15 protein-coding genes, 1 other RNA gene and 1 other annotated feature are annotated in these 20,485 nt (G+C 42.3%); of the genes, 7 read left to right on the top strand and 9 right to left on the bottom strand.

The window, feature by feature from the left end; genetic code table 11:
* The first annotated feature begins 165 nt into the window (after positions 1-165).
* The gene (locus tag N693_RS0104370; protein WP_025783569.1) at positions 166-1,176 is read left to right on the top strand and encodes a DUF1646 family protein; all 1,011 of its coding nucleotides are present in this window, start codon (positions 166-168) and stop codon (positions 1,174-1,176) included.
* A gap of 129 nt (positions 1,177-1,305) precedes the next feature.
* Here the strand turns inward: N693_RS0104370 and N693_RS0104365 are convergent, their stop codons facing one another.
* Both N693_RS0104365 and N693_RS0104360 read right to left on the bottom strand, forming a co-directional pair.
* Complete coding sequence (locus N693_RS0104365; RefSeq protein ID WP_025783566.1) at positions 1,306-2,277, bottom strand: proline dehydrogenase family protein; 972 nt, start codon at positions 2,275-2,277, stop codon at positions 1,306-1,308.
* A gap of 116 nt (positions 2,278-2,393) precedes the next feature.
* Complete coding sequence (locus N693_RS0104360; protein WP_025783563.1) at positions 2,394-4,142, bottom strand: methyl-accepting chemotaxis protein; 1,749 nt, start codon at positions 4,140-4,142, stop codon at positions 2,394-2,396.
* Between the two features lie 266 nt (positions 4,143-4,408).
* Here N693_RS0104360 and N693_RS0104355 point away from each other — a divergent pair, with 266 nt between their 5' ends.
* The 3 genes from N693_RS0104355 to ilvA all read left to right on the top strand — a co-directional run bounded on the left by N693_RS0104355 (position 4,409) and on the right by ilvA (position 7,184).
* Positions 4,409-4,852, top strand: a complete 444-nt coding sequence (locus tag N693_RS0104355) for a MarR family winged helix-turn-helix transcriptional regulator (RefSeq protein ID WP_037592665.1) — start codon at positions 4,409-4,411, stop codon at positions 4,850-4,852.
* Between the two features lie 23 nt (positions 4,853-4,875).
* Entirely contained in the window at positions 4,876-5,778 is a 903-nt protein-coding gene (locus N693_RS0104350) for a diacylglycerol kinase family protein (RefSeq protein WP_025783559.1), read from the top strand.
* Between the two features lie 92 nt (positions 5,779-5,870).
* Positions 5,871-7,184 carry a threonine ammonia-lyase IlvA gene (ilvA, locus tag N693_RS0104345; RefSeq protein ID WP_051508683.1) on the top strand — a complete coding sequence of 438 codons (1,314 nt, stop codon included), beginning with the start codon at positions 5,871-5,873 and terminating at the stop codon, positions 7,182-7,184.
* 53 nt (positions 7,185-7,237) lie between these two features.
* Here ilvA and N693_RS0104340 read toward each other — a convergent pair whose 3' ends face one another.
* A complete protein-coding gene (locus tag N693_RS0104340) occupies positions 7,238-8,656 on the bottom strand; it encodes an NAD-dependent succinate-semialdehyde dehydrogenase (RefSeq protein ID WP_025783556.1) in 1,419 nt (472 codons plus the stop codon).
* Positions 8,657-8,852: 196 nt separating this feature from the next.
* Between N693_RS0104340 and selD the strand changes: the two genes are divergently transcribed.
* Both selD and mnmH read left to right on the top strand, forming a co-directional pair.
* Entirely contained in the window at positions 8,853-9,896 is a 1,044-nt protein-coding gene (selD, locus tag N693_RS0104335) for a selenide, water dikinase SelD (protein WP_025783554.1), read from the top strand.
* 12 nt (positions 9,897-9,908) lie between these two features.
* Complete coding sequence (mnmH, locus tag N693_RS0104330; RefSeq protein WP_025783553.1) at positions 9,909-10,949, top strand: tRNA 2-selenouridine(34) synthase MnmH; 1,041 nt, start codon at positions 9,909-9,911, stop codon at positions 10,947-10,949.
* A gap of 694 nt (positions 10,950-11,643) precedes the next feature.
* Here mnmH and N693_RS0104325 read toward each other — a convergent pair.
* From N693_RS0104325 to hisS, 4 genes are all read right to left on the bottom strand, one after another.
* A complete protein-coding gene (locus tag N693_RS0104325) occupies positions 11,644-12,414 on the bottom strand; it encodes a ThiF family adenylyltransferase (protein ID WP_025783551.1) in 771 nt (256 codons plus the stop codon).
* A gap of 82 nt (positions 12,415-12,496) precedes the next feature.
* A non-coding RNA gene (gene ssrS / locus N693_RS19895) (6S RNA) lies at positions 12,497-12,678 on the bottom strand.
* 88 nt (positions 12,679-12,766) lie between these two features.
* Positions 12,767-14,533 (bottom strand): aspartate--tRNA ligase, encoded by a 1,767-nt coding sequence (gene aspS / locus N693_RS0104320; RefSeq protein ID WP_025783549.1) that lies wholly within the window; start codon positions 14,531-14,533, stop codon positions 12,767-12,769.
* A 20-nt stretch (positions 14,534-14,553) separates the two neighbouring features.
* The gene (gene hisS, locus N693_RS0104315; RefSeq protein WP_025783547.1) at positions 14,554-15,816 is read right to left on the bottom strand and encodes a histidine--tRNA ligase; all 1,263 of its coding nucleotides are present in this window, start codon (positions 15,814-15,816) and stop codon (positions 14,554-14,556) included.
* 66 nt (positions 15,817-15,882) lie between these two features.
* Positions 15,883-16,118: a binding site (T-box leader), on the bottom strand.
* Positions 16,119-16,234: 116 nt separating this feature from the next.
* On the opposite strand from hisS, the gene N693_RS18890 reads away from it, so the two are divergent.
* Positions 16,235-17,773: an N-acetylmuramoyl-L-alanine amidase gene (locus N693_RS18890; RefSeq protein WP_037592662.1), complete on the top strand. Its 1,539-nt coding sequence runs from the start codon at positions 16,235-16,237 to the stop codon at positions 17,771-17,773.
* A gap of 43 nt (positions 17,774-17,816) precedes the next feature.
* Here N693_RS18890 and dtd read toward each other — a convergent pair whose 3' ends face one another.
* Together dtd and N693_RS0104300 are read right to left on the bottom strand one after the other, a co-directional pair.
* Positions 17,817-18,257 carry a D-aminoacyl-tRNA deacylase gene (gene dtd, locus N693_RS0104305; RefSeq protein WP_025783544.1) on the bottom strand — a complete coding sequence of 147 codons (441 nt, stop codon included), beginning with the start codon at positions 18,255-18,257 and terminating at the stop codon, positions 17,817-17,819.
* Positions 18,258-18,274: 17 nt separating this feature from the next.
* Complete coding sequence (locus tag N693_RS0104300; protein ID WP_025783543.1) at positions 18,275-20,473, bottom strand: bifunctional (p)ppGpp synthetase/guanosine-3',5'-bis(diphosphate) 3'-pyrophosphohydrolase; 2,199 nt, start codon at positions 20,471-20,473, stop codon at positions 18,275-18,277.
* Positions 20,474-20,485: the final 12 nt, after the last annotated feature.

The raw sequence follows: 20,485 nt of genomic DNA, 5'->3' as shown, positions 1-20,485 counted from the left end.
GGAACGGAGATCAACGGCCTGTCCCCCTCATTTCCAGAGACAACGATGCAAAAAGACAAAAGGGCGATTTCCATTTAGGAAAACGCTTTTTTGTGTTGTTATTTATAGGACTGCCTTTGCATAACTTAAAGGACTAGATAAGTTCTGTAAAGTGAGGGATCGTATATGATACTGATTTTAGTGATTTTGCTTGGGGCTGTTCTTTTTGGTCCGTTCATATTTCCATTTGCAGAGCGACAACTGGAACTCTATCTTTTCGTGTTAGGGATTATCGCCGTATTCACAGCAGGTATTTGGAGCCATACATTAGTTCACGCAGTAGTCACCGACCCTATAGCAATCACATGCGCAGTACTACTAGCAGGATTGCTATTCCGTGTATTCCAACGCCCTTTTAGTCAGTCAATAGGCTTTGCAGAGCGTCTCATCCCGTCCCGCATTTTTGTTACACTTATCGTTATCAGTATAGGCTTAGTAGCAAGTTTCATAACAGCAATTATTGCAGCAATTCTACTGGTCTCAATCATAAGTTTGCTCCACTATGACAGACTTATTCAAATCCGCCTCGTGATTGTTTCTTGCTATTCAATCGGTTTAGGGGCAGTGTTAACCCCACTTGGCGAGCCCTTATCAACAATTGCCACAAGTCGACTAAACGAATCCTTCTTTTACTTATTTTCATTGTTAGGAAGCGATGTCGTCATTGCTATAGTCTCACTTGGAATCATCGCAGGCATCGTCATACCGCCTCCTAATAGAAAAAGTAGTATGAATAAGATATTGGAGAAAGAATCATGGAGCACTATTGTGATCAGAAGTGTCAAAGTATACATATTTGTCATGGCGCTCACTCTTCTAGGAGCTGGATTCGAACCGTTGTTGAGTCCTATATTGGAAGGGAAAAGCCCGACATTCCTTTATTGGGCAAACATGATATCTGCAGTCCTGGATAACGCCACGCTAGCCTCAATCGAACTCGGTCCCACTATGGATGAGCCAACTATTCGCGCCATTCTTATGGGCTTACTAATAAGCGGAGGCATGCTGATTCCAGGGAACATCCCCAATATTATTGCTGCCGGTAAATTATCCATCACTAGTAAGGAATGGGCCCGTTTTGGCTTCCCTTTTGGACTTCTCGCGATGATCGTTTACTTCTTTGTTGTGTTTTACTAATTAACTTCAGCGTTTTTGATAAATATATTGGACTATGGCATATCCAAATACGCGTACAAACGCTCTGAATGAAAAAAGGCTGCTCAAGCATCAGTATTAACTGAAGTTTTGAGCAGCCTTTGTATTTTTTTATTTATTTCGTTTTGTCATACGACCTAATGCAAATGCACCTGCCGCCAAGCCGATAAATGTATTCGTCTTTTTGTTGAACACTTGTTTTACAATCAAGTTCATGTTTTGTGGACGCTCCGCAAGACGTCGCATGAAATAGCCATACCAGTCTTCACCAAATGGAACGTACGTCGTGAAGTTGTAGCCTTCCTTAGCAAGCTCTAATTGCATATCTTTACGGAATCCGTAAAGCATTTGGAACTCAAACTTATCATAAGAAATATCATTATCTTTCACGAACTGCTTTACATGGTTGATGACATGGTGATCATGCGTCGCAATAGAAGTGAACTTTCCGTTTAACAAATGCCATTCAATTAATTTAACAAAGTTTTCATCGATATCCGCTTTGTCCTGATATGCAACCGTAGGAGATTCTTTATAAGCTCCTTTTACAATGCGTAGACGGAAATCTTTATGTTGCTTCATATAGTCTTCCGCTTCGAAAAAGTATGCTTGGATGACTGTTCCAACATTTTTGTACGTTTTTGATAAGTCATCAAGCAAGTCAAATGAAGGCTTTAATCGATCATAGTCTTCCATATCAAAGTTGACAAAAATATCGTATTCGTTAGCCTTACTTACTATTTCACGTAAATTCTCTTCACAGAAGTTTGGGTCGATATCAAGACCAAGCTGAGATGGTTTTAGTGAAATCGTGGCATCGACACTGTTTTCATGAATTGCTTCAATCACACTTAAAATTTGTTTTTTTGCAGCAGTTGCCTCTTCGCGATTGTAAACGAACTCACCAAGATTGTCGACAGTACAAGAAATACCGTGCGCATTCAGTTCCTTAATACTTTCAATTGTCTCAGGAATATTTGTTCCTGCTACTACGTTTTGAGCACCTAGCTTCAGACCATATTTTTTTGCAGCGCTGTTTAATGTCTGGTTTTGCGATAGGCCCATAAATAAATCTTTTAGCATGTCGATAACTCCTCAGAACTAAATTTTTTCACTTCTTCATTATATCATATATCGCAAGAATACAACACGATCTGACACGCGAACAGAGATCCACACTACAGCAATTTAAGCTCAATTCACGTATTCAATTCGCGAGAAGATGAGTCTGCTTCATCTTCAGTCAATTGGAAAAGTTGAACACTCGCATCCAATTCATCTGCAAGTCGTTTCATTTCGTTGGATTGTTCAGCAACATCAGTAATTGTAGCTGACGTTTCTTCACCTGATGCTGATATGTTCGATGTCATTTCCTCCAAAGAACGGAGTGCGTCTGCCAACATTCGAATGTAACGCTCTGCTTCCTCTGACTTCTGCGCCTCACGCATCAGACTTTCAGAGATTGCTGAGACCTCAGCAACTGTATCTTCTACAGCCGTGGAAATACCACTCAATGTCTGTGCAGTTTGACGTACTGTTTCTGATCCGTTTTCAATTAGTTCACCACTCTCTTCCGTTGAATGCACCACATCTGCAATGCTAGAAGAAATGTCCTTGATCAGTTGCCCGACTTCCTGAACGTCTTGGTTGGATTGTTCTGCAAGACGACGCACTTCATCAGCAACGACTGCAAATCCTTTGCCATGCTCACCTGCTCTCGCAGCCTCTATGGAAGCATTCAATGCTAGTAAGTTGGTTTGGTTAGCAATATCAGAAATCGATTCAGTGATTGTCTGAATCTTTTTCGCCGAATCGATTAGTCCCTGAATGGCTAATTTTGTGCTTGATGAAGAAACTGAAATCTTTTTCATATCATCACTTAAAGATATTGCCCGTTCTCTACCCTCTTCTGCTAACACCATTGTGTTTGAAGAGATTGCAGTTGCGGTTTTTGCGCGTTCATCCGCTTGGTGAAGATCATGTGCTAAATCCTGGATAAGTTGAGCAACTTGTTCCACACTCGCGTTCCCATCCACGACAGAGCTCGCAGCTTCATTAATACTTTCAGAAACCATATGAGCGGCTCCTTCCATTTCTTCTAACGAGTCTACTGTTTGGGTCATACTTGTTGTCAATTTGGAAGAAGTTGTTTTGACAGTGCCAATCATATTCCGTAAATTAGAAGCAAGCGCGTTTAATGTTGTCCCTAAATCCCCAACCTCATCGTTACTCGAAACTTGTACATCTGCAATCCCTAAATTGCCAGAAGCCAACTGTTTGGAATGCTCAATAAGCTCCGAAATCGGTTTCGTTTTTTTACGAAGTAAGAAAATCGTCAACAGCGCTGCGAGCAGCAATGGAACAATACTAATTAAAATTCCGTTCCTTACAACTCCCCATGTCCGTGAAGTGACAATTCCTGCGTCAAAGTCAATTACACTCACGGCAATAACTTCTTTTGATGGATCCTGATCTTTAAAAATCGGAGCATATCCTGACAGACGTTTCATGTCTGCAAAGTTATACGCTTTGGAATAGGTAGGATGTTTCATATCGGCAAGCATAGCGATTGCTTCATCATCCACTTTGAACTTATCACCTGGCTTGAATCCTTTGGCTTTTAGATTATCATCGACAGCCACTAACGTTCCGTCTAACTCGACAATGTATTGCGTTTCAAAGATGTCTTTATGAGCAGTTGTCCAGTTAAGCTGTTCTCCCACTTTGTCTTGAGTAGAAGTATCTCCTGCCAGTGCTTTGTCCATATCCTCTGGCAAAATAAGACCAGTAGTAATATTTGCACAACCATACGCTTCGATACCAGCTGCATCGAAGAGTTTGTCATATGCCGTTTTGTAGGTAGCTACAGACGTGATGGCAAGCATGACAACAAGAATTCCAATAATTAGACTGCCAAGCTGAAATGTTAATGACTTTCTAACCTTCATGATACATAATACCTCTTTCTGATTTCGATTAATAAGGACTTTACTACCTCTAACTTTAACCTAGATTTGAGTGAAAAACTATACAAACATAATTCGTCACACAAACTTCACTCTTTACTCACAATTATATATCGACCTAAAATCTCTTTTGCTAAGTCATTTTTCTCTATTTTTCAACAATGTTGAGGTATGATAGAATAGTCTTTTACTTTTAATAACTTGCAATCATTACTAAACAAGTTTATTACCACCGGAGGTTTCCTAATATGACTAATATTAATGATAAGAATATTTTCGAACTGCTTCATACGATTGAAAAAGTTAGCTATCAAATGATTGTCAAATGGCAACAGCGCTCTGATAATGATCTGGGAATTTCCCATATCCTCGTTCTCCAAGAGTTATTAAATGAAGGAGAAAGCAGACCTTCAGATATTGCCAAAAAACTGAATTTCACCCCAGCTTCACTTACACACCTCTCAATGAAGCTTACAAAACAAGGTCTAATTGAAAGAAGACAAGCTGAGGAAGATAAAAGGACTAAGTATTTATCCATAACCGAAGCAGGGAAAGTGCTTGTAGAAAAAGCATACAATGATGGAATTGAAGTGCGCCGTGAGTTGTTTTCACATATTTCATCGGAAGAACAGCAAGCTATGCTTCTGATCTATAAAAAGCTTGATGAGGCACTAACAAAACCTTCTAACTAAACTTGTGAGATGGGGTACGGTTTATGTATGCAATCATTGTTAATCCTTCTTCTGGTCGTGGAAAAGCAACCCAACTATTTCAACGAGTCGAACAATTGCTGATCCAACATAATATGCCATATGAAGCACTTCTAAGCGATTCAAAAGAAGCATCCAATCAGTTCCTAAAAAATCTGCTGGGAAGCTGGACACTCTCAGCAGTTGTAGTCATCGGTGGTGACGGTACGACGGGATCTATGGTCCAACTTGCATCAGAGCATTCCATCCCACTCGCCATTTTACCAGCAGGGTCTGGGAATGATGCCGCGAGAGCTTTTCACCTTACCCGTGATCCACTTGTTTTCGTTGAGAGACTCAGAAATTTTTCTACCCAACAAATCGATTTATTGGATGTCGATGGGAAACTTGGAATCACCATTGCAGCTGCTGGCGTTGATGCAGAAATCGGTGAAAAAGCAAATCACTCTTTTTACAAGTCGCTTCTAAATAAATTTGGGTTAGGCGGGCTTGCCTACCCGATTGCAGCTATCCATACAATAAGCACCTTTATACCATTCGAAGTGAATTTGTCTATCGATGATGAACCGTATTTCTGGCAGCGTACATGGCTGATTGCTGTCGGCAATACTCCTTCTTACGGAGGTGGTCTAAGGGTCTGTCCTGAAGCTCTTACAAATGATGGATTAATGCATATCACCGTTGCTCATACAGCAAATCGGCCATCCCTGCTACTTCGTTTGTTTCCAAAACTTCTTCAAGGAAATCCGATTCACAGTCATTCAATCACTTATTTAACAGGTTCTACTATTACGTTACAAGCCAATCGGAACATTTTGCTCATTTTAGATGGTGAACCTATCCATGCACCGTTCTTTACAATTCGGTTACAACCAGAAGCACTAGAACTAGTAGACACCAGTGATTAACATATATTTTCATAAAGAAAACGCTTACATATAATTATGAAACTAAATGTTCTAACTATTTAGACTTAGTTGTTGTGTTTCACCTTCAACACATGTTAGTATTGAAAAATGCTAGTGTTGAGGAGGTCGATCCATTGACAAACGTTCAAGAAGTAAAAAAGAAAAATTTAGCTATAGAAGACATTTTAATTGCTAATCAGGTATTAAAAGATATCGTGGCGCATACACCTCTTCAAAAAAACGATCGGTTGTCAGAAGAATATGGATGTACGGTTTACATCAAACGAGAAGATTTACAACACGTTCGATCTTTCAAGTTAAGAGGCGCCTATTACAAAATTAAGCGGATTGAATCCGACGCATTGGATAAGGGTATTGTTTGTGCTAGTGCTGGTAATCATGCTCAAGGCGTGGCGTTCGCGTGCGCGCATCTTGGAATTGACGGGAAGATTTTCATGCCGTTAACTACACCTAAGCAAAAAGTGGACCAGGTGAAAATGTTCGGTAAAGGCTTTGTTGAAATCTTGTTAACAGGAGATACATTTGACGATTCTTTTACAAGTGCCATGCTTTGTACAGATGAAGAAGATCGAATCTTCATTCACCCATTTGATGATTTCGACATTATCGCTGGGCAAGCTACGGTTGCTGTAGAAATTATGAATGACATTGAAGAACCCATTGATTTTGTATTTTCAAGTGTGGGTGGCGGTGGACTCCTGTCTGGTATGAGTATGTACATTAAAAACCTGTCTCCGTTAACCCGAATGATTGGAGTGGAACCCGCTGGAGCGGCCAGCATGAAAACCTCCTTTGAAATGGGAAAGTTAACATCGTTACCTACAATCGATAAGTTTGTTGACGGAGCTGCGGTGAAGTGCCCTGGTCAGAAGACTTTTGATATTTGTTTTGAATTGGTCGAAGAGATAGTAGCAGTTCCTGAAGGTAAGGTATGTACAGCCATTCTCGAATTGTATAATAAGCACGCTATTATCGCAGAACCGGCTGGTGCCCTTCCAATTGCAGCACTCGACTTTTATAAAGATGAGATTAAAGGGAAATCGATTGTCGTCGTCATTAGTGGCGGGAATAACGATATCGGTAGGATGCAGGAAATCAAAGAAAAGTCTTTAATCCACCAAGGACTGTTGTATTATTTCATTGTGAATTTCCCACAACGTGCAGGTGCGTTACGACAATTCCTAGATAACGTTCTCGGTCCGAATGATGATATTACAACTTTCGAATATACGAAGAAGAATAACAAAGAAAACGGTCCAGGACTTGTGGGTATCGAACTGAAGCACCCTGAGGATTATGACGGATTGCTAGACCGTATGCGCTCGAACGGATTCTCGTTTACTGAAGTGAATAATGACAGTACGCTGTTCGATTTGTTGATATAACGGAACAGGAAAACAGGCAAAGCCTTTTTTGGCTCCGCCTGTTTTTTTTGGTCTCACAAACCGACTGAAATATATTTGACCTCTACAAATTCGTCGATCCCTTGGTGACCGCCTTCTCGACCTAAACCACTTTGCTTGAATCCCCCAAATGGCGCTTGCGGTGAAGATGGAGCACCGTCATTCAGCCCCACAATTCCATATTCAAGCTTTTCACTCATACGGATGCCTCTGCTAAGTTTTTCGGTAAATAGATAGGCTGCTAGTCCGTAAATCGTATCATTTGCCCGTTGAATCGCTTCCTCTTCCGTTTTAAAAGTGGAAATCGGTGCAACAGGTCCAAATGTTTCTTCGTTCATACACAGCATATCTTCAGTCACACCTGTTAGGACAGTCGGTTCATAGATAAGACCCTCTAGCCTTTGACCTCCTGTCGCCACTTTCGCCCCTTTTTCGAGGGCATCTTTTACGTGTAACTCCACTTTTTCAACCGCTTTCTCATCAATTAACGGACCAATTTGAGTACCTTCTGCGAGACCATCACCTGATTTCAAAGCTTTTACTTTGTCCGTGAATATTTTCGTGAACTCATCGACAATCGATTCCTGCACATAGACACGATTTGCACAGACGCATGTTTGTCCTGCATTTCTAAATTTCGTAGCTATGACACCGTCCGCTGCTTTCTCTAGATCACTGTCTTCCATCACAATTGCTGGAGCTAAGCCTCCCAGTTCAAGCGACACTTTTTTCACGGTATCTGCCGCCTTCTTCATGAGTCCTCGACCCACTTCTGTAGACCCGGTAAACGTGATCTTTTTAACACGTTCATCTTCCAGCCATGCATCACTAATTGTTTTGGAGTCTCCAGTTACTACATTTACTACTCCCGTAGGAATCCCTGCTTCTAAAGCAAGTCTACCTAGCTTAATGGCGGTAAGAGGTGTTTCGCGTGATGGTTTTATGACGACTGTACACCCCACCGCAAGTGCAGGTGCCACCTTTCGTGTAATCATCGCAGCTGGGAAGTTCCATGGTGTAATAGCTGCCACGACTCCAACCGGTTGTTTGGTGACAAACATGCGCTTATTATGTTGTGTGGCAGGAATTGTCTCCCCATAAAGACGCTTCCCTTCTTCTGCGTACCACTTGTTAAAGCCATTTGCATAATCGATTTCACCAACGGCTTCTTTTGTTGGCTTCCCTTGTTCTAGCGTCATCGTTTTCGCTAGGTCCTCTTTGTCGCGTTCAATTAGGTCATGCCATTTCATGAGTAATTCACTACGTTCATATGCTGAAAGCGCAGACCATTTCGGGAAAGCTTTATAAGCTTCATCGACGGCGCGGGTTGCTTCGATTTTTCCACCTTTAGGTACATCTGCAATCTTCTCTTGAGTGAATGGATTGACGACCGAGATTTTTTCTAGTTTTTCACCGAAGTCATGTTTTCCAATAATCATTTCATAGCTTTCCATTTAAAAATCCTCCTTCAAAATAGATGTAACTTATCATTTTCAGACCTCACTTGAGGAGTAAGACAAATAAGTTTTGTCGGTTGTTGTCATTTTTTGAATGCTCCACAACAAGTAACTGCATGTTTTGTGATAAACTGAACGATAGCAAGCTTTTTCGGCTTACTGAACAAAACAAGAATTGTGAGGCGACGTACACATGGAAACAACGGTTAAACTGACGACACTTACAAAAAAAGGCGGCTGTGGGTGTAAAATTGGACCAGCGGATTTAGCTGAAGTTTTACGCACACTCCCTACCGCAACACCGAATCCGAACCTATTGGTAGGATTGGATACAAGCGATGATGCTGGTGTTTACAAGTTAACAGATGATCTTGCAATCGTGCAAACACTGGACTTCTTCACACCAATCGTAGATGACCCATATGATTTCGGTCAAATTGCTGCTACAAACGCAATCAGTGATGTCTACGCAATGGGAGGGACTCCAATAACTGCTCTTAATATAGTTGCATTCCCTATTGCGGCACTAGACAAAACAATTTTGACAGAAATTCTACGCGGTGCAGGGGATAAATTGAAGGAAGCAGGCGTTACACTTGTTGGCGGACACTCCATTGATGACCAGGAGCCGAAGTTCGGTCTTGCAGTGACTGGCACAGTTCATCCGGACAAAATCCGTCCAAATGCTGGTGCTCTTCCTGGTGATGTTCTCCTTCTTACGAAACCAATTGGAGTGGGTATCTACACGACTTCATTGAAACACGGAAAGCTATCCGATGAAGAAATTAAGCACGTTACATCAGTTATGACTACATTGAACAAAACAGCTGCTGAGACTATGGCGGATTTCGATGTTCATGCGGTTACGGATGTGACTGGTTTCGGTCTACTTGGGCATACTTCTGAAATGGCGAAAGGCAGTAATGCAGGAATCACATTGAATGCCAATGCTGTTCCAGTTCTCCCGCGCGCTAAAGAATTAGCAGAAGGTGGTCACGTTCCAGGTGGGACAAAAAATAACTTTGCTCACCTTGAAAATGATGTCACATTTGCGAGTCACTTAGACCAAATCGATCAATGGATTTTGTGCGATGCTGTTACTTCTGGTGGATTGCTAATCGCGGTTTCTCCTAATGAAGCGGATGATTTACTTGCTTCTCTGCAGAAGAACGGTGTGGACGCAAAACAAATTGGTACAGTTACGTCTGACAATCCTGGACACATTTCTGTCCAATAAGAAGGTGCATGTATGTTTCGCGATATAACACTACGGGATTTAATGGGGCTCCATTCAAAAGAACCCCATACAATGATCGATGTCCGATCCCCTAAAGAATTTGCAGAGGCAAGTATTCCAGGAGCCTTGAATATTCCTGTTTTTAATGACGAAGAACGCGCAGAAGTCGGGACGATTTATAAGCAAGTAGGCCAGGCGGAAGCAAAAAAACGTGGACTTGCCATATTTGCAGAAAAACTACCTGCATTCATTGCTGAGTTTGAAAAAATTGATACCTCAATGACAGTATTTTGTTGGCGCGGAGGAATGCGCAGTAAAACGGCTGCAACAGTTCTCGATCTAATGGGAATCCATGCCCATAGATTGACTGGTGGCATTCGCACGTATCGCCAATGGGTTGTAGAAGAACTTAATAATATAGAGTATACACCTGAGCTGATTGTGCTGAATGGCTATACTGGTTCAGGCAAAACAGTGATTTTGCATAAGCTGGCAGAAGCTAGTGAACCTATTGTCGATTTAGAACATCTTGCTGGTCACCGAGGGTCGATTTTTGGTCAAATCGGTTTAGAGGGTAGTAATCAAAAAAACTTTGAATCGTTGCTTTTACATGAGTTGAAACGGACTAAAGATGAAAAAGTTGTGTTCATTGAAGGTGAAAGTAAACGTATTGGTAAAGTGACGATGCCTGGTTTCTTGTTCGATAAAAAAGAACACAGTCGACAGTTAATCATAAAACTACCGATTGAAGAGCGTGTAAGAATTACGTTGGAAGACTATAAACCAACAGAGCGACCTGATGAGTTCAAAGCGGCTTTCGAGCAAATTCGGCGTAGGATACACGTTCCAATTGCGAAGGAAATCGAAATTGCTTTGGAAACAAGCGATTTCGAGACGGCGACCCTATTGCTACTAGAACATTACTACGATCCTCGCTATCAGCATTCGACTGGAAAAGTGGATGATGACTTGAAAGTGTCGATTACAGCGGACACTGTGGACGAGGCATTTGAGAAAGTGCTGGCTTGGAAACAGGAGTATTTGAAGAAATAATAAGGAAAGCATGCACACCTTTGAGAGTCGTTGGACTCGTTCTGGGTGTGCATGCTTTTTTGGTAGGTGGATTATAGAGTTATGAGCTTAGTTTCTGGTTTATGATCATTTTTGTGAGGTTTTGATCACTTTGTTAGATTTATGAGCACTTTCTTTTGATTATGAGCACATTTGAGAATATATGAGCACTTTCCAGGATTTATGATCACATTTCATATTCTATGATCAAATTCATCGATTTATGAGCACTCCAAGCTATACATAATTGACGAAATTTAAAAAACCTGCCAGTAGGATGGCAGGTTGGTTATTAAGTAGACTAGAAGATACGAGTCCAAATAATCGAAGTGCACTTAACCAATCAATTCTTTTAATTCTTGATCCTCTAGTAGAAACCAACGATAACGGCTATTAATTCTCTCTTGTTAAAGGATTAATTGGTTGTGCTTCGATTGTTTTTTTCTGGCCATTGCTTGGGTAAAGGAGGATGTAGAATTCAATGAATTTTTTGAATGGACTTATGAGCAAATCTCGGGGTTTATGATCACTTTTAAAGGTTTATGATCATATTTTTAACTTTATGATCATTTACAAAAGCTTATGATCACTTATCAAAATTTATGATCATTTCCCTCAGTTTATGATCGTATTTCACGATTTATGATCACTATTTAAATCTCCCCCCCACTCCACTTTACTTCTTCGCGTCACTCACACGTTCCAATGGGATATCGGCTGTGATGTCATTCAATACCCAGCTTGCACAGACAAGCCCTGCGACAGATGGACAATACGAATTCGAAGCAGGAGGCATTTTCGCTTTCCGGATTTCAGCATCTGGCTTTCCAACTGTCTCTACGACATCTGGCCGTACAATGATAGGACTTTCATCTGAAAATACAACAGGTACTCCTTTGTGGATGCCTAGTTTACGCAGACGCGTACGAATCACTTTTGCAATCGGATCAGTGTGTGTTTTAGAGATATCTGCAATTTGGAATCGGGTAGGATCGATTTTGTTCGCTGCCCCCATACTTGAAATGATTTTAATACCACGCTTTTGACACTGTTCAATCAGGTGGATCTTGTAACTGATTGTATCGGACGCATCGATTACATAGTCCGGCTTTTGGTCAAAAAAGCGCTCTGCAGTCTCCTCTGTATAAAACATATGAAGCGGCACAATTTCGCAATTCTCATTAATATCTTGAATGCGCTCGACCATCACTTCCACTTTTGAACGTCCAACTGTAGACAAATAGGCTACTAGTTGGCGATTGATATTGGTAATATCTACATCATCTTTATCTACTAAAATAATTTTGCCAACGCCGCTACGTGCACATGCTTCAGCCGCGAAAGATCCCACCCCGCCAACTCCTAATATCGCGACAGTCGTGTCACTCATTCGCTTGACGCCTTCCTTGCCTATGGATAATTCGTTTCTTGAAAACTGATTTAGCATTTTCTAACGACCTTTCTATTCTGGAATTCACAAATAAAAACCTCTCAGCAAGACTGCCGAGAGGTGAACATTCAATTTAGAAACAAATCCCGAATGTGCCGTCTTTGTAATATCGTTTTGAACCCGCACGGTGCAGGTGGGTGTCCGATCTTCTCACTTCTGAGGTCCCATGACAGGCGTGTCATCATAAGAAGAATCTAGACTCCCGACGATTGAAGTGTTCGGTCAAAACTGTCTGGCAAATAACGAACACCTCAGGATTTGTTGTTAGATGTATCATATCATACGACTTCTTGAGATTCAATAATTTGCATATGAAATTATCTGTTTAATTCAGAAAAGTCCTAATTTCCTATTTTTGTTCGTCCGCCAATTGGATGTGTAATTCCTTCAGTTGTTTAGGGTCGACAACGTCTGGAGCTGCTGTAAGCAAGTCTGTTGCACTTGCTGTTTTCGGGAATGCAATTGTGTCTCGTAGGTTAGTGGAACCAGAAAGCAACATGACAAGACGGTCTAGACCGAATGCAATTCCGCCGTGTGGTGGTGTTCCGTATTCGAACGCATCGAGTAGGAATCCAAATTGTTCGCGCGCTTGTTCATCTGTAAACCCAAGTGCTTTGAACATTTTTTCCTGAACATCGCGTTCGTAAATGCGTAGAGAACCGCCGCCTAATTCGTAACCATTCAACACGAGGTCATACGCTAATGCTTTGACTGTTTCTGGACTCGACACGAGTTCTTCAACTTCAGCTGGCATTGTGAACGGATGGTGGGCTGCATAATAACGTCCATCTTCTTCGTCGTATTCAAACAACGGCCAGTCAGTAACCCATAAGAAGTTATATAGAGTCTCGTCGATGAGTCCGCGCTCGCGACCGAACTTCATACGGAGTGCGCCAAGCGTGTCTGCGACAACTGATTTTTTATCAGCAGCAAATAATAGTAAGTCCCCTGGTTGTGCATCCGCAGCTGTTTTAAGTGCTTCAGCTGTTTCACCTTCGAAGAATTTCGAGATCGGACCTTTCAGGCCATCTTCCTCACATTTCAACCAAGCTAATCCTTTAGCACCGTAAACTGCTGCAAATTCACCGAAACCATCGATATCTTTACGTGAGTAATCAGCTGAGGCACCTTTTACGTTGATCAATTTCACCTGGCCGCCAGCTTCTAAAGCGCCAGTGAACACTTTGAACGATGTCTCCTTAACAATTTCAGATACGTCAATAAGTTCCATCGCGAAGCGTGTGTCCGGCTTATCCGAACCGTAGCGTGCCATTGCGTCTGTATACGTAATCCGTTTAAACGGTCCTTCAATTGTAGTATTTTTCACATCGTTCATGACCTTTTGCATGAGGCGTTCGTTCAACTCAATAATTTCTTCAATAGACATGAAACTCATTTCCATATCAATTTGCGTGAATTCCGGCTGACGGTCTGCTCGCAAATCTTCGTCACGGAAACAACGTGCAATTTGGAAGTAGCGGTCAAAACCGGATACCATCAACATTTGTTTGAAGAGCTGTGGTGATTGTGGAAGTGCATAGAATTCACCACTATGGACACGGCTGGGAACCAGGTAGTCACGTGCGCCTTCAGGCGTCGACTTTGTTAGGATTGGAGTTTCTACTTCTAGGAATCCTTCTCCATCCAGGAAGTTACGGACTGTCTTCGTAATATCCGAACGCATTTTGAATGTACGTGCTAATTGTGGTCGGCGAAGATCTAAATATCGATATTTCAAGCGTAACTCTTCGCTGACATCTGTGTCATCTTCAATTAAAAACGGAGGATTTTTCGCTTCATTGATAATTGTGAGTTCGGTCACTTGGACTTCGATAGCTCCCGTTTTCAAATTCTTGTTTTTCGTCCTTTCTTCACGTTCCACTACGTTACCCGTAATTGAAATAACAAATTCGCTACGTAACTTTTCTGCAGTTGCGAGCGCTTCTTCAGAAATTGCAGGGTTGAAAACTGCTTGTACGATTCCTGTACGGTCACGCATATCCACGAAGATTAGTCCCCCGAGGTCACGACGTTTTTGAACCCACCCTTTTAACGTTACTTCTTGACCGATATGTTGCTCATTTAGTTCTCCACAATATTGTGTTCGCTGCATCATTCAACACTGCCTCTCTTCAATTAGCCTTTGATAAGTTCGATTAGTTCGGTGATATTAACGGATTGCTGTGTACCTTCCGCCATGTTTTTAAGTTGGACAATCTGTTGCTCGACTTCCTCTTCCCCGATTACCGTAACCCATTTGGATTGTAATCGGTCAGCGGACTTCATTTGCGCTTTCATTTTCCGGTCGAGATAGTCCATATCCGCTCGGATGCCTGCTGAACGCAATTGTTGGAGTACTTGGAAGCCTTCTTTCTTCGCTGCTTCACCAAGCGTTACAACGTAGACGTCAAGAGCATCGTCATTCGTCAGAGTCACTCGCTCGGCTTCTAGAGCTAACAACAAGCGTTCGATACTCATTCCGAAACCGATTCCTGGAGCAGCAGGACCACCCATTTCTTCAGACAGACCATTGTAACGTCCACCGCCGCAAAGCGTCGTGATTGCACCGAAACCTTCAGCCGTACTCATGATTTCGAATGCAGTATGGTTGTAGTAGTCCAATCCGCGAACCAAGTTTGGATCGAGTTCATACGTAATGCCGGCTTTCGTCAATAACGTTTTCAACGCTTCGAAATAAGCTCGGGATTCATCATTCAAATAATCTGTTAAGGATGGAGCAGTTTTCATGAGTGGGTGCTCGTGATCCACTTTACAATCCAGAATACGCAATGGATTTTTCTCTAACCGATTCTGGCAATCGGAACAAAACTCCTCGATGTGTGGTGTAAAGTGTGCAACGAGAGCATCTCTGTGTGCTGTACGCGACTCTTTGTCTCCAAGGGAATTCAAGACAAGCTTGATGTCCTTTAGACCTGCACGCTTGTAAACTTCGAGCGCTAGTGAAATCACTTCAGCATCGATTGCTGGATCAGCACTCCCGATTGCTTCTGTACCAAATTGCACAAATTGGCGATAGCGCCCTGCTTGCTGGCGTTCGTATCGGAACATCGGCTCAATGTAATACAACTTAACGGGTTGGTCGACCCAGCCAAACATTTTATGTTCGATGAACGAACGGACGACTGGCGCTGTCCCTTCAGGACGCAATGTCATGGAGCGATCTCCACGGTCTTTGAACGTGTACATTTCTTTCGATACGATATCTGTTGTATCCCCTACTGCTCGTTGGAAGAGTTCAGTCTGTTCAAACATCGGTGTGCGAATTTCTGAATAGCGGTAGACTTCACACGCTTCACGGATCAACTGTTCAACTTTTTGCCATTTCCAAGATTCGGAAGGCAGAATGTCTTGTGTTCCTCTTGGTACTTTAAACTTCATTGGTAAAACCCCTCTCATCTGTTTCAATTCAACGGAAATACAAAAAAGCTCCCACCCCTTGCGTATGCAAGGGACGAGAGCTTGTAATTAGCTTCCGCGGTTCCACCCAAATTGACGTCTATGACGTCCACTCGTATCCGGATAACGGCCGGCTCCGTCTTTACCTAGTATGCCGCGCAGGCGTTTCAGTAAAGAGTCTCGTTGGTGTTGTTCGTCAAGTTAGTCTGTTGGGGGATTTCAGCCACGTCCACCCTTCTCTGTTCAGACACGTTCTTGATTACTTTCCAAGTCTTCGACATGAATACTTCATGTAGTTAACAATAATAGTACCATCTGTTGCAAATGTGTCAACCTTTTTCATTTCCTCTAGTTTTTTTCGACAATCTCTTTTACAATAATGAGAAAGGAGAGTGATGGAATGGCAAAACTTGCGAAACTAGTAGCCGCTGTCCTATTGTTATCGGTTACGCTGCTAAATGCACAACCCGCTACTGCGGATTCTTCAGGACAAACGGTAGTTGTCGATTCTCCTACACTAAATGTACGTTCTGGACCTGGACTCACTTATTCCTTAACAGGAAAACTAAAAAAAGGACAAAAAGTGCAAGTCATCGATCGTTCAGATGATTGGTTACAAGTATCTGTTGATGGTGAAACCGGTTGGATTGCTTCTTGGCTTACAAAATCCACCGCCAGCGGATCCGAAGACGAAAAAACCATCGTCTCCCGTGTTGATTCATTGAATATCCGATCGTCCCCTTCCATTACTTCTGCAGCTATTGGAAAATTACGTTCCGGTGATCTCGCAGAACTGGTTGAATATCAAGGCGAATGGGCTTCAATTATCGTTGACGGCATGGAAGGATGGGTCCACACGACATACATAACTGAGGTAGATTCAGACCAAAAGCAGACCGAAACAAAGTCGGAGAAACCCAAAGTTACTGATGCAAATACGTTTACTGTGACCGTTGACAAATTGAATGTCCGGAAGAAGCCGGATCAGACCTCTAGACGAATTGGAAATGTGAGCAAGAATGAAACCTACCCCATTCAAAAAATAGAGGGCAATTGGGTCAAGATTTCATTATCAGGTAAAAAATCCGGTTGGGTCTACTCATTCCATGGTGAACTTTCAAGTAAGAGCTCAAATCCTTCAAAAAGCTCTACAAAGACCGTCTCGATTGTTACAAACGGGACAAATATCCGTGTAAAACCTACTACATCGTCAGAAGTTGCTTTACGTGCTGACGCTGGAGATGTGTTCAGAGTGGTTGAGAAGAAAGATGACTGGTATGAGGTCAATCTGCCAACTGGTGGAACCGCATACGTCGCTGAATGGGTTGTCAATTCTTCTGAGGCTTCCACCGCTTCGAAAACTGCAGGTCCGAAAAAACCAAAGCGAGTGCCAGGTACCTTAAAAGGAATCACTATTGCCTTAGATCCAGGTCATGGTGGCAATGACCGTGGCACAACTGGCACACATGGAACAGACGAAAAAGATTTAACCTTACTAACTGCTGAACTACTTGCTGGGAAGTTAAAAGATGCAGGAGCTACAGTCGTTATGACACGAAATTCGGATACGTACGTATCACTCCGAAAACGTACAGCCATTGCTTACCAGGAAGGTGCAGATGCTTTTGTCAGTCTGCATTATGATGCGAATCCAGACCGATCGATCACAGGATTCACCACATATTATACGCAGTCTACTCAACATTCCTTTGCACAAGCTATTAATGGTGGCCTTTCCGGCTCCATAGATTTAACCAATCGTGGAACACAGCCTGCGAATTACTTAGTTCTCCGTGAAAATAGATTGCCTGCCGTCCTCATTGAATTAGGATTCCTTTCTAATTCATCTGAAGAGCGTGTACTTACGAGTTCTTATTTCCGTGAACAAGCCTCGCAAGGAATTTACAAAGGACTTCTTCAATATTTTGACGCACAATAAAAAACGTCCACTGCAAGCCAACACTTGGCTGCAGCGGACGTTTTTATTTGGATTCAACAATTATAGTCACTGGACCGTCGTTCACGATAGCTACATCCATCATTGCACCGAAAATGCCCATTTCCACAGTCAAACCGTAGGCACGAAGCTGTTCGTTGAAATAATCGTAAAGGGGCTCTGCCGTTTCCGGTCTCGCTGCTTCAATAAAACTCGGGCGTCTTCCTTTACGCGTATCCCCATAAAGCGTGAATTGAGAAACCGAAAGAATGGCTCCATTCGTTTCTTCTATAGAGCGATTCATCTTTCCGTTTTCGTCCTCAAACAACCGAAGACTTGCGATTTTTTTTGCAACATACGCTGCATCTTCTTGTGTGTCCGTGTGCGTGAGGCCGACGAGTAATACATACCCATGCTCAATCGCGCCTGTCACGGTACCATCTACTGTCACTGAAGCATTCTTAGAACGTTGAAGAACTACTTTCATGTTAAGACACCTCTTTGTTAATTAATAATACGTTGAACGGAGTAGATGTCTCGAACTTGTTTGATTTTATCGACAATCCGTTGCAAGTGCTGTAGGTCTGTAATTTTGATAGACATACTGATGTGGGCGATTTTCACGCGATCAGCTTTGCCAGAAACCGCCACAATTGGAGTTTTGGTATCCACTACCGCCATCATTACTTCGTTTAAGAGACCTTGTCGATCATAGCCTGTAATTTCAATATCGACCTGGAATTCTTTCTTGACGCTTTCAGTACCTGAAACTGCCCAACTTACGTCTATTAATCGATCCTCTTGCTCCCCGTCTGCATGGATATTCGGACAGTCTACACGGTGGACCGATACGCCCCGTCCTTTTGTGATGAACCCTACAATCTCATCACCAGGGACCGGATTACAACATTTAGATAAGCGAATGAGCAGGTTTTCCAACCCTTTGACGACAACACCTGATTCTGTCATTGGTGGTGGCGGCTGAGTCTTAATCTCAGACACAATTTTATCAATTGCATCTTTCTGTTCCCGCTCTTTCCGGATCTTGTCCGTCATCCGATTGACGACTTGCTGTGCGGTAATTCCACCTGAACCGATTGCTGCATACATATCTTCTTCAGATGTAAAACTAAATTTATCAATAACGCGCCGTAAGCTCTCTGGTGTGACTACTTCTCGTTGAACAAATTCCTGATGCTTCACTTCTTTTTCAAGCAATTCTTTTCCACGATATATGTTTTCTTCACGCAATTGCTTTTTAAAATACTGGCGGATCTTGTTCCGTGCTTGAGACGTATTGGCGATCTTCAACCAATCACGGCTTGGTCCAAACGACTGTTTAGACGTTAACACTTCCACGATATCACCTGTAAATAATTCGGTTTCAAGCGGAACCATTTTACCATTCACTTTCGCACCGATTGTACGATTCCCAACTTCGGAGTGAACACGATATGCAAAATCGATTGGAACGGAACCTTTCGGAAGTTCGATTACGTCCCCTTCAGGTGTGAATACGTAGACCATATCCGAGAATAGGTCGAATTTCAGTGACTCCATGAACTCTTCTGCATTCGAAGACTCATTTTGCATTTCCAATATTTCTCTGAACCAAGTTAACTTGGAGTCAATCGTATCTGGATGATCTGCAGTGATTCCCTCTTTATACGCCCAGTGTGCAGCAACCCCGAATTCAGCAATTTTGTGCATCTCTTCCGTACGGATCTGCACTTCAAGAGGGTCACCCGCAGGACCAACAACAGTTGTATGCAACGATTGATACAAATTTTGCTTTGGCATCGCAATATAGTCTTTGAAGCGCCCAGGCATAGGCTTCCAAAGAGTATGGATAATGCCAAGGACTGCATAACAATCTTTAATGCTTTTGACAACAATGCGGACCGCAAGCAAATCGTAAATTTCGTTGAATTCTTTTTTCTGTAAGACCATTTTTCTATAAATGGAGTACAAATGCTTAGGTCGACCGGACAATTCAGCATGAATGTCCATCGTGCCAATTTCATTATGAATCTGTTCCATGACGTTAGCCAAGTAGTTTTCTCGTTCTACACGCTTTTGCTTCATGAGGTTGACGATGCGGTAATATTGCTGGGGGTTTAAATAGCGAAGGGCGATGTCTTCAAGCTCCCATTTAATCGCAGATATTCCGAGTCGATGCGCTAGCGGTGCAAATATTTCAAGAGTTTCTGCAGAGATCCGACGTTGTTTTTCTTCTTTCACATACTTTAACGTCCTCATATTATGCAAACGATCCGCCAGTTTAATAAGAATGACCCGAATATCTTGAGCCATTGCGATAAACATCTTACGGTGATTTTCAGCTTGTTTTTCTTCATTCGTTTTAAACTTCAACTTTTCGAGTTTGGTGACACCATCGACAAGCATAGCAACTTCTTCCCCGAAGTCCTTGACGATATCATCTCTGCCAATTTCAGTATCTTCTACAACGTCATGCAAAAAGCCTGCAGCCACTGTCGAAGGATCCATCTGAAGCTCTGCAAGAATCCCAGCTACTTGCACCGGATGGAGAATGTAAGGCTCTCCAGAACTTCTGAACTGACCTTCATGCGCTCTCTTTGCAGCTTCGTACGCTTTTTCGACAAATGCGACGTGTTCGTTATTCATATAGGAACCGACAAGTTCAAATATATCCTGTGCCGTTAAATCCTGATTTTTAGCCATTCTCTCACCTCT

Source organism: Sporosarcina sp. D27 (assembly GCF_000586555.1).
Lineage (GTDB): Bacteria > Bacillota > Bacilli > Bacillales_A > Planococcaceae > Sporosarcina.
This window is presented reverse-complemented; position numbering and strand designations above follow the sequence as displayed.